Source organism: Bacillus sp. S2(2019), from assembly GCF_005144805.1.
Classification (GTDB): domain Bacteria; phylum Bacillota; class Bacilli; order Bacillales; family Bacillaceae; genus Bacillus; species Bacillus altitudinis.
Genome location: NZ_SWFL01000003.1, coordinates 366,888 through 379,953, shown reverse-complemented (window position 1 = coordinate 379,953; position 13,066 = coordinate 366,888). Strand labels below are relative to the sequence as shown.

The window sequence follows — 13,066 nt, the reverse complement described above, 5'->3', positions numbered from 1 at the left end:
GTGATGCTTTTATGATTTCTGCTACTAATCTACATAAATCCTATGGGTCAACTCATGTGTTAAAAGGAATTGATTTCACCGTACAAGAAGGTGAAGTGGTCGCCATTATTGGACCGAGCGGATCAGGAAAAACAACCCTTCTCCGCAGTTTAAACAGCCTTGATATCCCAGACAAAGGAACGCTGACAGTTGGAGAAGCCACGATTCAATTTGAACAATATCGAAAAAAAGATCTTCTAAAACTCAGACAGCAATCGTCTATGGTGTTTCAGCATTATCACTTGTTTCAAAATAAACGAGCACTTGAAAACATCACAGAAGGATTGATTGTGTCTCAAAACATGTCTAAAAAAGAGGCGGAAAAAATCGGAGAGCAATTGTTAACGCGAATTGGGCTGCTTCATAAAAAAGATGCGTTTCCAAGTGAATTATCCGGCGGTCAACAGCAGCGGATTGGGATTGCTCGTGCTCTTGCCATGAATCCTGCGGTGCTTTTGTTTGATGAACCAACGTCCGCACTAGACCCAGAGATGGTCGGAGAAATCCTTGAAATGATGAAAGATATTGCGAGCCAAGGCATGACGATGGTCATTGTGACGCATGAAATCTCGTTTGCAAAAGATGTAGCGGATACAGTGATCTTTATGGCAGATGGGGAAATCGTTGAAAAAGGCTCACCAGAAGACGTCCTGATGAAGCCTCAGCATGAACGGACGAAACAATTTTTATCAAGAATTCATCGCGGGATGTGGCAAGGATTGGAGGAAGACAGATGAAGCGCAAGACTTTATTCACCGCCGCTAGTATCCTTCTGTTTCTCCTCTCTCTCATTGGCTGCAGCAGTGTGAAAACGACAACAGATGATGGCAGACAAATTGTCAAAGTCGCACTAAGCGCAGAAGTCAATCCGCCTTTTTTAGCCACAAATGACCGCAACGAACCGATTGGCTATAACATCGATTATTTAAATGAAGTCGAGAAACGTTTGCCACACATTCATTTTGATTATATCTTCGGCGAGGAAGAATCCAATTTAATTGGGATCGGCGCTGGGAAATTTGAAATGGCGGCTAATTGGTTTTTTAGTAATCCTGAACGTGAAAAACGCTTTCTTTATCCTAAGGTTCCATACGGCTATTCGATGACAGGTTTAATTGTGAATGAATCAGAGCAAGATATTCAATCTCTAGACGATATGACATCAAAAAAGCTCGCTCCCGTCAGTCCTAGCGGCGGCCTTCGTTCCATATTAAATCAATATAATGAAGAAAATGATCGGAAAATTCCGCTCACGACCATTGAAAGCCCTTCAAACGAACTCAATTTAAAACGAGTCGAAAGTGGACGGTCCGATGCGGCTTTTATGAATATTTCGACCTTTGATACGATTCAAAAACATCTTCACCTGAAAGTCAAAGTGGGCGGCATTGTCTCAAAGGAACCTATTTATCTTGTCTTACAGCCTAGTCAAAAGAAACTAGCATCACAATTGGACCGAGTGACACAAGAGATGATAGAAGACGGAACATTACCTGACCTTGCGAAGAAATGGTTTGGCGTTGATTTCTTTCAAGATATTGACTATATATCAGAGCAAGGCTATCAATATGAAGAAAGGAAGGAAGTGCCATGACGTTTACAGCTGGAGATTGGTTAAGAATCTTTTTACAGGTGGTTGATCGCCTGCCACTCACATTTCTGATGATTGTGGTGTCATTGTTTTTTGCCATCATCATCGGATTGCTGTTTGCTTGCATTCGAATCAAACAAATTCCAGTGCTGAAACAATTGGCGGTCATTTATTTGTCATTTACACGAAGTACACCGCTCATTGTTCAGTTATTCCTCATTTATTTTGGCCTGCCTCAGCTTTTACTCATGGCGGGAATTCAAATCAATCATTGGGATCGTGTGTTATTTGTGATGATCACATTCTCGTTACATACGGGCGCTTATTTATCTGAAGTCTTTCGCAGTGCATATTCCTCTGTTGGGAAAGATCAGCTTGAAGCAGCTTACATTGTTGGGATGACAGATACGCAGGCATTAATGAGGATCATTATTCCGCAAGCCTTTCTCATTGCACTTCCGAACCTCGGAAATTACACCATTGATCTCGTGAAAGATACCGCCATTGCATTTACAATCGGACTCATTGATATGATGGGACAGGTCAAAATCATACTAGGTAATAACTACGGGATAGGGATGTTTGAAGTGTACGTCATCATTGCAATTGTGTATTGGCTGATTTGCATCAGTATTGAACTGATCACGATGCTACTGGAAAGAAAATTTGTGAAAGGCCGCACCAGCCTGTCACGCTAAGGAGGCGATTTGATGCAAACCATTGATATATCATTTGCGATTGACCAAATACCACATATTCTAAAAGGCGTTCCCTTTACCTTATTGATTGCACTTGTTTCTATGGCTGTGAGCCTTTTGATTGGATCTATTTTTGCTTTCATTCGCCTCTTTCGTATCCCTGTGCTCCGCCAGCTGGTCACGCTCTATGTCTCATTTTTTAGAGGAACACCTCTCATTGTTCAGTTGTTTGCTTTCTTTTATGGCATTCCATTTGTTCTGACCAAAATGAATAGCACTTTTGGGTTGACCTTTCACCCGGATATGGTCTCCCCGCTTACCGTTGCCCTTATCACCTTCAGCCTGCATTCAGCCGCACATTTAACAGAAGTGGTCCGCAGCGCACTCCTTGCGGTAGACAGAGGGCAGCTTGAAGCGGCGAAAATCGTTGGCATGACCACCAGACAGGCGATGATGCGCATTATTTTACCGCAAGCGTTTGTGGTTGCCCTGCCAAACCTAGGGAATCAGCTCATTCAGCTGTTAAAAGCCACATCCCTTTCGTTTACAATTGGTGTACTGGAAATCATGGGGATCTCTCGCATCATTGCAAATGACGGCTACAAATTTTTAGAAACGTATCTTGTCTCTGCTTTGATCTATTGGATGCTTAGTATTTTCTTTGAACTCGCTTTTGCTTTGTTAGAGAAACGAGTCAGCGTGTACGGAAAATCTCTTGGACGTTAAAAAAGTCGATCAGGTACAAACCCTGATCGACTTTTTTATTCTCCTTTTTTCGGTGTGTTATATAGTTCTTTCGGTGCTGGTTTGAGTTTAGGCGCAGAGCCGAACACGACAGGAGCAGAAATATATCTGAATTCTCCCTTTCCATCCATACTTCGGCCATGTGCCCATCTGCCTTCTTTGCTTTCTTCTCCTCTTGAGAAGTTAAACAAATCATAGGATACTTGCTGTTTTTCCAGTGAGCGCGGGAAGGTGGTTGGAACAACGACATCCCCTTCTCGTTCTTCTAATTCCTTAATTGCAGCCAGCCACATATTTTGATGATATGTATCACGAGCAATGAGAAAGGAGAGCATATCCTTCACTCCGCGGTCATCGGTCATTTCATAAAGCCGTGTAACCTGAAGTCTGCCTTGTGACTCCGCATTCAAATTTGCCCTGAAGTCAGCCATTAAATTTCCGCTTGCAATGATATATTTTGCATTCCACGGATACCCTTGACTATCTGCTGCCATTGCCCCTAAGCCTGCAACAATTGCATGTTGAGGATTCATTCCGCCCATGACGGCTGCAAGTGCTGGATCACTTTGATACGCTTCTTCTTGTTCTTTAACTGGGGCATTATCAAGTAATCGAGCAATCATCGTTGCCAGCATTTCGACATGACCGATTTCCTCCGTTCCAATGTCATGGAGCAAATCTTTATATTTTTGATCCGCTCGGCAGTTAAACCCTTGAAATAAATATTGCATCATCACGCTGATTTCTCCATATTGACCGCCTAACACCTCTTGTAATTTTTTCGCATAAAGAGGGTCCGGCTTAGAGGGCTTTGCTTCATATTGCAGTTCTTTAATGTGATAAAACATGATGTCATCTCCTTTATTTACAAAAACCTTTGCACTTATCACTATTCAGCCGATGCCCTCTTTATGAAAAATCGCATGCTCTTATAAAAAAAAAGAGAACGGCATCTGCCATTCTCTTTATCGTCCTACTTATTCAGCACTGACTAAAATTTTCACTTGATCTTTTTCATTGATTAATGCATGGAAGCCATCTTCGATCACATCGTCCAGCTTGATTTTTTTCGTGACGAGTGTATCTGCAGAGAAATAGCCTTTTCTCATTAAGTTTAATACAGATGGGAAAACATCTCTGTAGCCGATGATTCCTTTGACTGTACGTTCTTTAATGACAATGTCATTCGGCATAATTTCTGCGCCTTTTTCCCAAATGCTCACAATGACTGTTTCACCTGAAATTCTAGTTGATTGGATTGCTTGCTTCAATACAACAGGTACACCTGTCACTTCAAAAGAAACATCGACTCCACCATTTGTACGGTGTGCGATTTCTTGAACAACATCTTCATACTGAGAAGGATCTACAATGATCGCTCCAAGTTCTTTTGCTTTTTCTTGGCGCTCTTTTGATAATTCCACTGCATAAATGTCAGTAGCACCAGCTGCTTTTAATGCTTCAATGACAAGTAAACCGATTGGCCCACAGCCAAACACAGCTGCTGTATCCCCAGCTTGCACTTTACTAGAACGAACCGCATATAAAGCAACTGCAGAAGGTTCAACAAGTGCACCTTGCTCATATGAAATTTCGTCTGGTAACAAATGAAGTAATTCTTCATCGACAGATACATATTCAGAGAATCCTCCACCGCCACCAGCAAGTCCTAAGAAGCCCATGTTTTCATCTAAGTTGTAAGCACCTTGGTGCCCGTGAGTTGCAAAAATAGGTTCAACAACCACTCGATCGCCTACTTTGTAATTACTCACGCCTTCTCCAACTTCTACAACTTCACCAGAGAACTCGTGTCCCAGTGTAATGGGTGCTTTTTCTTTTGTAAGTGGATGAGGTTCATTCACAGGAATAAAGATCGGTCCGCCTAAATATTCATGTAAATCACTACCGCAAATGCCGCACCATTTTACTTTCAGTTTCACTTTTCCTGGAGCAACTGTTGGTTCATCAATTTCCTCTAGTCGAATGTCCTTTTGATCGTGCCAGCGTAGTGCTTTCATTTGTAAGACTCCTTTTCTCATCAATTTAATTAACTTACTTAAATAATGATATCATAATTTTTTTAATTTTCTAAGTAAGATGCACTATTTTTTTAACAGTCAATGGACGAAAAATGACAAAACATAGCAACAGACAAATAAGAAGCATACATATGCAGCCAATTATGACAGAAGTACGTATCGATAAAACATGCGCCAATGCGCCGCATATTCCTGTCATCATCATCGTCAGAACAGCTTCACATAACGCATAAAAACTTGCCACTCTCCCCATAACCTCTACCGGGATATTCGTTTGATAAAAAGTCATAAAACCGGTGTTTGCAAATGCTAAAAAGAAAGCTAGAACAAAAAAGCCAGCTGCTGCGACAGTCAATGTGCTTGAAAAAGCATAGATCAAGTATCCAAAAGCCACAAACAAACTACCCGCACCAAGCATCACTGAAATAGGCAGCCTTTCGACAATGACCGTATTGAGACATGCCCCTGCGATAATCCCTGCCCCAGCTACACTGACAAGAAACCCATATTCGGTATTGGTCAACATCAGCACTTCCTTTGCAAAAGCTGCTTCAAGTGAGTCAATTGCAGTCGGCAGCACCGTGATGGCGGCACTAAATAATAAATACACGGCCATCACTTGACGGGATGTGAGACTGAAATGAAATACAAGTTTTGCATCTTCCTTTAATACTGAGAGAGAAAAGCCTTTTTGTGCCCCGGCTGCTTTTGACAAAATCGGTAAACACATCGTCAAAACAGCAGATATCAAAAGGCAGATTGCATTTACATAAATTGAAAGGACTGGTGTACCAATGAGAAACAGCACCCCTGCTACGGCGGGTCCGAGTAAAAATCCACCAGACTGAAGCAAAGATCGAATGGCATTAAACCGTTTTCGTTTATCCGCCGGGATTAGTGCTGTCATATAGACCATCGAAGCTGGATGAAACATGGCTTGTGCCATATGAATGAGAAATAGCATCACATATACGATCAATAAGTGGCCTGAAAATAAGGCAAAGGGTAAACAAGCAATCAGAATGGCCCGGCATAGATCTAGACTGATCATGACATTCCGCTGATTCAGTCTATCTATTAAGCTACCAGACCAGCTATTTGTTAAAAGAGCCGAGACAGGTCTTAACATATAGACGGCTGTTACAGCAAGAACGGAGCCCGTTTCCTGAAAAATCAGCAGATGGAGAGCAATCATATAAATCCATTCTCCTATGTTCGCAATACCAATCGCTCCAAGTAACATGCTCATATCCCGCCAATGTTTTTTCATCGTGGTGCCCTCCTTTTTGTCATAAAAAAATCCCGCCCCCAAGACATTTCTGTCTTGAGGACGGGATTGACTCCGCGTTGCCACCTCAGTTCATTCACCTGTTACCAGATGAACCTTAGCAGGTTATCGCTAACCCTTCTCTATAACGGGAGAATGCCGCTGCATCACCATCACAATGAATCCGGTGCAGAGCTAAGAGGCTTGGTTCTGTAACGCTTCCCAGCTCCTTCTCAGCTTCACGGAGTTCTCTGTGTGAGGCAGCCATTACATACTCTTCTCTATTTGCGCTTTATCTTTTTTTCATCACGATCTTCAGCTGAATTGTTCTATATTGTACTGCGCCTCCGTCAAGGCGTCAATGTTTTTTCATGTTAATCCGCATAAATCATTTTTCTAGTCATGCCGCCATCAACAACCAAATCGGTTCCTGTCACAAATTGATTGTCTTCATCTGTTAAATAAAAACAAGCTTTGACAATATCCTTTGGCGTTCCTACTCGATTGGAAAGGTGCTGCTGATGGTCAATTTCTCGCAAATTTTTCTCATCCTTCGTTTCAATCCACCCAGGGGAAATGCTGTTTACTGTTATGTGATCCTGACTAAAAGAAGCAGCCAGCGCATGAGTAAGTGCTGATATCCCGCCTTTTGATGCAGCATACGCTTCTGTATGAGGCTCTGACATGGTCGCACGGGTAGATGAAATATTCACAATGGAACCGCCGTTTGGATTCTCTTTGATATAACGTGCCGCTTCCCTTGCACATAAAAAAGCACCTCGTAGGTTTGTATGCAGCACATGATCAAACTCATCAACCGTTAGCTCATAAGGCGATTTTGTACACATAACCCCTGCATTATTGATGAGAATATCGATCGTTTGATAACGAGCCACAGCAGCTGACATGATGTCTTGAATATCCTTCTCTTGTTTCACATCCGTTTTTTTAAAAAAAGCCTCAAAGGACTCCTTTTTCAGCTGATCTTCCAAGCGCTTGCCCTTCTCTTCGTCAATATCCGCAAGCACAACACGCGCCCCTTCTTTCGCATAGCCATACGCGATCGACTCACCAATTCCATTTGCTGCGCCAGTGATAACGACTGTTTTATTGTGAAAATTCATCGTTTATCCTATCCTTTCTCTCATGAGATGTTGTCGTCTATCATACCACTCATGTATACACGATACCTAGTCAAATGGGACATAGAAAAACCACCACCTAAATCATACATTAGGAGGGTGGTATATTTGTAATTCTCCATATTGACGACATAGTCGTTTGCTTCTTGTGTAAAGTCTGGGAAAGTTTGTGTTTATCATTCAGTCATTCTATTCGGCTCTTTTTCTGTGACTATAATTAAAAAGCAGCCTTTAGTATATCTAAGTAGTCCGCTTTCGTAACGGCACGAACATTGCTTTTTGTAGAGTTGTTTTGTTCTGCTAGTTCAGCCATTTTTTCAAAATCTTCTACTTTTACATAAGATAATTCTTTTAGTGATGGAATACCTAAATTCTTTGTGAATGTATACATACCATCCATTAATTTTTGAATCGCCACATCATCTGCATCCGTTTTATCTGCAAAGCCCATGATGTTTGCAAGCTCTATGTGCAATGATTTGTTTTCAGCTGCATTAAATTGTATGACATAAGGTAAAAACACAGCATTTGCGATACCATGAGGCGTATCATAAAGACTGCCGAGCGCTTCGGCTAAACAATGTACGGCTGCTACATCAGCAGAACCGAAGCATAAGCCAGCGAGTAAACTGCCTTCCTGCATTTTGTATCTTGCTTCTAAATCAGACCCGTCTTCATACGCCTTCGGTAAATAGGTCACAATGGTTTTCATTGCGCTTGCCCCCATCGCCTTAGAAATAGGGTTTGTTTCTTTACATGTATAGCCTTCAATCGCATGGACCAGTGCATCAACACCTGTTGCCGCTGTTATACTTTTTGGCACCGTTGAAGTAAGAGCAGGATCCAAAATCGCAATAGTTGGTCGAAGCAAGGCATGTTTTAAGGTGATTTTTTTATGTGAAGCAGCTAACGTAATCACAGATGAACGGGTCACCTCAGAGCCAGTTCCAGCCGTGGTTGGAATACAAATTAAGGGTGATACATTTGTGTACGCTTTCTTGCCTGCTATATACTCTTCAGGATTACCGCCATTTGGACCTAATAAAGCAATGGCTTTTGCCGTATCCATTGGGCTTCCTCCGCCAATCGCAATAACCGCTGATGCTTGTACTTTTCTAAAGAGCTCTGCACCCGTTAGACATTCATGATCTCTAGGGTTTGGAGATACTTGATCAAAGACGACAACGGAATAACCAGCTTCTTGCAAATATGCTTCAATAGGCGTCACCAATCTTGCGCTTTTTACACCAGGGTCAGTCACAATCATAATTGTAGCACTAGGCAAAACCATGTCCTCTACAATAGAGGCAATATCTTTAGATTTTCCCGCCCCCATGATCATTTTCGTATGACAATCATATTCAAAATTTATCATTGATTTTCTACCCCTTCATTTGTTGATTTAATCGCTTGTTTTTCTGCTCCCCACCATTCTATTCCTTTTAAACCTGGAATGGTAGAAGCGTAAAAAACAGGGTTCTTTCCTACCTTTCTTTGTCCCATGTAATCATTTAGAGCCGCAAAAGCAAATTTGCCTAAAATCGCAATAGCAACCAAGTTAACAATAGCCATAATCGCCATCGACAAGTCCGCTAACGTCCAAACGATTTGTAAGTTGGCGAGAGCACCAAACATGATCATCATTAAAACAGTGATTCGATACACGAATAGCGCGGTTACACTGTGATGAATAAAACCGATATTGGCTTCACCGTAATAGTAGCCACCTACAATGGAGCTAAATGCAAAAGTAAAGATCGCAAATGCTAAGAAAATACTAGCCCAAGAACCGAAATGCTGCGCCATTGCAGCTTGAGTAATTTCAATACCTGACAAATCACCTACTGTTTCTACTGTTGATAGCATAATAATAAATGCTGTACAACTACAAACAACTAATGTATCAAAAAATACGCCTAATAATTGAACAAACCCTTGTTTTACTGGGTGTGAAACATGGGCAGCAGCAGCTGCATTTGGCGCACTTCCCATCCCTGCTTCATTGGAAAACAACCCGCGTTTGACACCGTTCATTATTGCAGCGCCGATTCCGCCTCCAACCATTTGCTCTAATCCAAACGCACTTTTCATAATACTTGCTAATGCTGCGGGTACATCAGCGATATTTGTCACAATCACATAAAGTGCTAAGATAATATAAAACGAGGACATGATTGGCACAATGATTTGGGTAAAGCGGGCAATTCTCTTTACACCACCAAAAATGATGAGAGCCGTAAGAATGGTTACGAATACCCCCATGCCAATTGGACTGATACCAAATGAATATCGAAAGGCATTTGTGATGGTGTTCGTTTGTACTGCATTAAAAATTAAGCCAAAACTAAGAATAACAGAAAAGGCAAAGATCCTACTTGGCCATTTCAGTCCAAATTGCTTTTGTATATAATAGCCTGGCCCCCCTTTAAAACCATCACTTGTTCTCACTTTATATATTTGAGCGAGTGTACTTTCGACAAATGCAGAAGCTCCCCCTAAAACTGCTGCAAACCACATCCAGAAAATAGCTCCAGGACCACCAACTGTGATGGCAATAGCAACACCTGCCATATTTCCAGTTCCAATCCTCGTCGCTGCTCCGATAAAGAAAGCTTGCATTGAAGAAATGTCTTGACTCCCTTTTATTTTTGGAGCTTTTTCAAAAATAGAACGGAAGATCTCTTTTAGTAAGACAATTTGCATAAACTTCATTCTCACCGTAAAGTAGATTCCTATTCCTATTAACATAATGACTAAAATATATGTCCATAAAAAGTCATTTATTGAATTGACAATCGTTTCAAACAAAGCCATCCCCCCTATAAAATCTGAACATTCTAAATAATGAAAGCGCCTACTTTTATCATAGTAAAAATGATATGATCTATCTATAGAAGTTTTCTGATTGCATCAATCGGCTCATCCGATTTAGGAGGGATTGACGTTGGAAATAAAGCAACTGATGATGTTCCAAACAGCATCAAAAGTATTAAACTTTACAAAAACAGCACAAATACTTGGCTATGCTCAATCTAGTATCACGGCAAATATCGCTGCATTAGAAGAAGAGTTAGGAACCCCTCTATTTGAAAGGCCTGGAAAAAGGGTCATTTTAACTGAAGCTGGCATGAAGTTTCAAGATTATACGGATAAGATTTTAGGTTTAACAGGAGAAGCATTAGAGGCTGTTGGCGGGATGAGTGAGCCAAGCGGCATTTTGAGAATATGTGCATCTGAAACACAATGTACCTATCGACTTCCTCATATTTTAACGGACTTTCAAACAACGTATCCTAAAGTAGAACTGATTTTCCGTCCCGGAATAGCTGAAAAGGATGTTTTAAATCTATTACTGGAAGGACAAATTGATGTCGCCCTATTATCGATGAATCCTGTCGTATCCTCACATTTAATTGTAAAAGAATTAAAAGATGAACCGATGGCCATTGTATGCTGTCCAACAAATCCATTGAGCAAAAAACAAAAAGTATATCCTATCGATTTAGACGAGCAAAGATTGTTGTTAACCGAAGACTGCGATTATCGTTATGCCTTCGAACACTCTTTGACACAGGCAGGAGCAAAACCGAGAAGTAAACTAGAACTAGCAGATGTAGAAGCCATAAAAAAATGTGTAATGGCTGGTTTAGGAATTGCTGTACTTCCCGAAATTTCTATAAAAAGGGAAATAACAGAAGGCCATATGATTAAAATCAATTGGATGGGACCCTGTCTCACAACGAAAATCCAACTATTCTGGCATAAAAATAAATGGATGTCTCCTGCTTTGAAGGCGTTTGTTGATTTAACAGAGGAATATATACTCAGGCACGGCTAACAATTGACATGGAATGTAGCAGAAAAGCTTCATCTTTTTATATGTAACAAACAAAAAACTTACAGGAAAAATCCTGTAAGTTTTTTTCGATGGATCATTATTTAGAAATCATGCCATGCGGGTCAATCACAAATTTCTTCGCCACACCCGAATCAAAATCGCTATATCCTTTAGGGGCTTGATCAAGGGAAATGACGGTTGCATTAACGGCTTTGGCGATTTGTGCCCTTCCGCTTAAAATAGATTTCATCAAGCTGCGGTGATATTGCATGACAGGGGTTTGGCCTGTCACAAAAGTATGGGCTTTGGCCCAGCCAAGTCCAATTCGCACTTTCAGAGATCCAACTTTTGCATCTTCATCCACAGCACCTGGATCTTCTGTGACGTAAAGTCCTGGAATTCCAAGTTTACCGCCAACTTTGGTAATATCCATAATTGTATTTAAAACGGTGGCTGGTGCTTCTCCTTGATCTCCATGACCTGAAGCTTCAAAACCGACACAATCGACCGCACAGTCGACTTCTGGCTCTCCAAGGATGTTTGTCATTTGTTCACCGATTCGATCATGTTTTCGTAAATTAATCGTTTCGCAGCCAAAGCTTCTCGCCTGCTCGAGCCTTTGTTCATTGAGATCGCCGACGATGACAGCAGAAGCGCCAAGGAGCTGAGCGGAATGCGCTGCTGCAAGACCTACTGGCCCTGCACCAGCAATATAGACAGTAGAGCCTGGTTTTACGCCAGCCGAATACGCACCATGAAAACCTGTCGGGAAAATATCGGAAAGCATTGTCAAATCAAGTATTTTCTCCATCGCCTGATCTTTGTCCGGAAATTTAAGCAGCTGGAAATCAGCATATGGCACCATGACGTACTCTGATTGGCCGCCAACCCATCCGCCCATATCTACATAACCATAAGCTGAGCCAGGTCGATCGGGGTTCACATTTAAACACACATGGGTTTTTTGTTCTTTACACATGACGCAGCGACCACAGGCAATATTAAATGGAACTGATACGAGATCACCCTTTTGGATAAACTCTACATCTCGTCCAACTTCAACGACTTCACCAGTAATTTCATGACCAAGGACAAGTCCTTCAGGCGCAGTTGTACGCCCTCTTACCATGTGCTGGTCGCTCCCGCAAATGTTTGTTGTCACCACTTTTAAAATGACGCCATGCTCACACTTACGTCCAACATTGGCTTTAGGTACACCAGGGCCATCCCTTAAAACCAAATCAGGGTATCCAATATCCTCAACTGCTACATTTCCTGCTCCTTTGTAAACGACACCTTTGTTTCCCGACATGTTTTCATTCCTCCCTTTTTGTTTAAAAATGAAGTCTCTCCAAAATTCTCTCTTTCTCGGGCTTTTTCCTTCTTTTAACCGCACATTGACTCAAAAAATAAGTGACAAATGTCTATCTAGGAGAGAAAAATGTATTTTCCAGTCAAATAAAAAAGAAAATATTGAAAAAAAAGCTAAACATTTGCAGAACATTGTCGATATAAGGAATAAGCCAGACAGGTATCCTTAATCGACAAACAAATTCCTTATATATACTATCATTCCTTACACACCTGGCTGGCCCCTACATATGAAATGAATGCAAAAGACTCTTCTTGTGAAGAGTCTTTTTTATTGATGAATGATCAATTCCCACATGCAAAAAAGGCCCTTCTGGCGAAGAGCCTTTTTTTGAGT

The 13,066-nt window shown here is 41.3% G+C and carries 12 protein-coding genes; 5 read left to right on the top strand and 7 right to left on the bottom strand.

Translation table 11 applies throughout. The features are described 5' to 3' along the window. Positions 1-11 precede the first annotated feature (11 nt). Genes FBF75_RS12055 through FBF75_RS12040 form a run of 4 tightly spaced genes read left to right on the top strand, consistent with a single transcriptional unit; the run spans position 12 to position 3,054 of the window. A complete protein-coding gene (locus tag FBF75_RS12055; RefSeq protein WP_024718348.1) occupies positions 12-776 on the top strand; it encodes an amino acid ABC transporter ATP-binding protein in 765 nt (254 codons plus the stop codon). Next, positions 773-1,633, top strand: a complete 861-nt coding sequence (locus FBF75_RS12050) for an amino acid ABC transporter substrate-binding protein (RefSeq protein ID WP_125589849.1) — start codon at positions 773-775, stop codon at positions 1,631-1,633. The genes FBF75_RS12055 and FBF75_RS12050 overlap by 4 nt, the downstream gene beginning before the upstream one ends. Next, positions 1,630-2,328 (top strand): amino acid ABC transporter permease, encoded by a 699-nt coding sequence (locus FBF75_RS12045; protein WP_008342617.1) that lies wholly within the window; start codon positions 1,630-1,632, stop codon positions 2,326-2,328. The genes FBF75_RS12050 and FBF75_RS12045 overlap by 4 nt, the downstream gene beginning before the upstream one ends. A 12-nt stretch (positions 2,329-2,340) precedes the next feature. Beyond that, the gene (locus FBF75_RS12040) at positions 2,341-3,054 is read left to right on the top strand and encodes an amino acid ABC transporter permease (RefSeq protein ID WP_056705375.1); all 714 of its coding nucleotides are present in this window, start codon (positions 2,341-2,343) and stop codon (positions 3,052-3,054) included. A gap of 35 nt (positions 3,055-3,089) precedes the next feature. On the opposite strand, the gene FBF75_RS12035 is transcribed toward FBF75_RS12040, so the two are convergent. The 6 genes from FBF75_RS12035 to FBF75_RS12010 all read right to left on the bottom strand — a co-directional run bounded on the left by FBF75_RS12035 (position 3,090) and on the right by FBF75_RS12010 (position 10,334). Continuing rightward, positions 3,090-3,920 carry a manganese catalase gene (locus FBF75_RS12035; protein ID WP_007501404.1) on the bottom strand — a complete coding sequence of 277 codons (831 nt, stop codon included), beginning with the start codon at positions 3,918-3,920 and terminating at the stop codon, positions 3,090-3,092. A 129-nt stretch (positions 3,921-4,049) separates the two neighbouring features. Then, entirely contained in the window at positions 4,050-5,090 is a 1,041-nt protein-coding gene (locus tag FBF75_RS12030; RefSeq protein WP_125589851.1) for a 2,3-butanediol dehydrogenase, read from the bottom strand. 70 nt (positions 5,091-5,160) lie between these two features. After that, complete coding sequence (locus FBF75_RS12025; RefSeq protein WP_056705379.1) at positions 5,161-6,381, bottom strand: MFS transporter; 1,221 nt, start codon at positions 6,379-6,381, stop codon at positions 5,161-5,163. A 371-nt stretch (positions 6,382-6,752) separates the two neighbouring features. After that, entirely contained in the window at positions 6,753-7,502 is a 750-nt protein-coding gene (locus FBF75_RS12020) for a glucose 1-dehydrogenase (RefSeq protein WP_007501410.1), read from the bottom strand. 235 nt (positions 7,503-7,737) lie between these two features. Then, positions 7,738-8,895 carry an iron-containing alcohol dehydrogenase gene (locus FBF75_RS12015; RefSeq protein ID WP_136944779.1) on the bottom strand — a complete coding sequence of 386 codons (1,158 nt, stop codon included), beginning with the start codon at positions 8,893-8,895 and terminating at the stop codon, positions 7,738-7,740. After that, positions 8,892-10,334, bottom strand: a complete 1,443-nt coding sequence (locus FBF75_RS12010; RefSeq protein ID WP_167403831.1) for an alanine/glycine:cation symporter family protein — start codon at positions 10,332-10,334, stop codon at positions 8,892-8,894. The genes FBF75_RS12015 and FBF75_RS12010 overlap by 4 nt, the downstream gene beginning before the upstream one ends. 130 nt (positions 10,335-10,464) lie before the next feature. Between FBF75_RS12010 and FBF75_RS12005 the strand changes: the two genes are divergently transcribed. Next, positions 10,465-11,358 carry a LysR family transcriptional regulator gene (locus tag FBF75_RS12005; RefSeq protein ID WP_136944777.1) on the top strand — a complete coding sequence of 298 codons (894 nt, stop codon included), beginning with the start codon at positions 10,465-10,467 and terminating at the stop codon, positions 11,356-11,358. A gap of 97 nt (positions 11,359-11,455) precedes the next feature. On the opposite strand, the gene fdhA is transcribed toward FBF75_RS12005, so the two are convergent. Further along, a complete protein-coding gene (gene fdhA / locus FBF75_RS12000; RefSeq protein ID WP_017367682.1) occupies positions 11,456-12,670 on the bottom strand; it encodes a formaldehyde dehydrogenase, glutathione-independent in 1,215 nt (404 codons plus the stop codon). Between the last annotated feature and the right edge of the window lie 396 nt (positions 12,671-13,066).

Excerpts from the sequence above, each read along its gene's own strand:
- FBF75_RS12055 (WP_024718348.1), top strand. The coding sequence starts at position 12 with ATGATTTCTGCTACTAATCTACATAAATCCTATGGGTCAACTCATGTG.
- FBF75_RS12050 (WP_125589849.1), top strand. The coding sequence starts at position 773 with ATGAAGCGCAAGACTTTATTCACCGCCGCTAGTATCCTTCTGTTTCTC.
- FBF75_RS12045 (WP_008342617.1), top strand. The coding sequence starts at position 1,630 with ATGACGTTTACAGCTGGAGATTGGTTAAGAATCTTTTTACAGGTGGTT.
- FBF75_RS12040 (WP_056705375.1), top strand. The coding sequence starts at position 2,341 with ATGCAAACCATTGATATATCATTTGCGATTGACCAAATACCACATATT.
- FBF75_RS12035 (WP_007501404.1), bottom strand. The coding sequence starts at position 3,920 with ATGTTTTATCACATTAAAGAACTGCAATATGAAGCAAAGCCCTCTAAG.
- FBF75_RS12030 (WP_125589851.1), bottom strand. The coding sequence starts at position 5,090 with ATGAAAGCACTACGCTGGCACGATCAAAAGGACATTCGACTAGAGGAA.
- FBF75_RS12025 (WP_056705379.1), bottom strand. The coding sequence starts at position 6,381 with ATGAAAAAACATTGGCGGGATATGAGCATGTTACTTGGAGCGATTGGT.
- FBF75_RS12020 (WP_007501410.1), bottom strand. The coding sequence starts at position 7,502 with ATGAATTTTCACAATAAAACAGTCGTTATCACTGGCGCAGCAAATGGA.
- FBF75_RS12015 (WP_136944779.1), bottom strand. The coding sequence starts at position 8,895 with ATGATAAATTTTGAATATGATTGTCATACGAAAATGATCATGGGGGCG.
- FBF75_RS12010 (WP_167403831.1), bottom strand. The coding sequence starts at position 10,334 with ATGGCTTTGTTTGAAACGATTGTCAATTCAATAAATGACTTTTTATGG.
- fdhA (WP_017367682.1), bottom strand. The coding sequence starts at position 12,670 with ATGTCGGGAAACAAAGGTGTCGTTTACAAAGGAGCAGGAAATGTAGCA.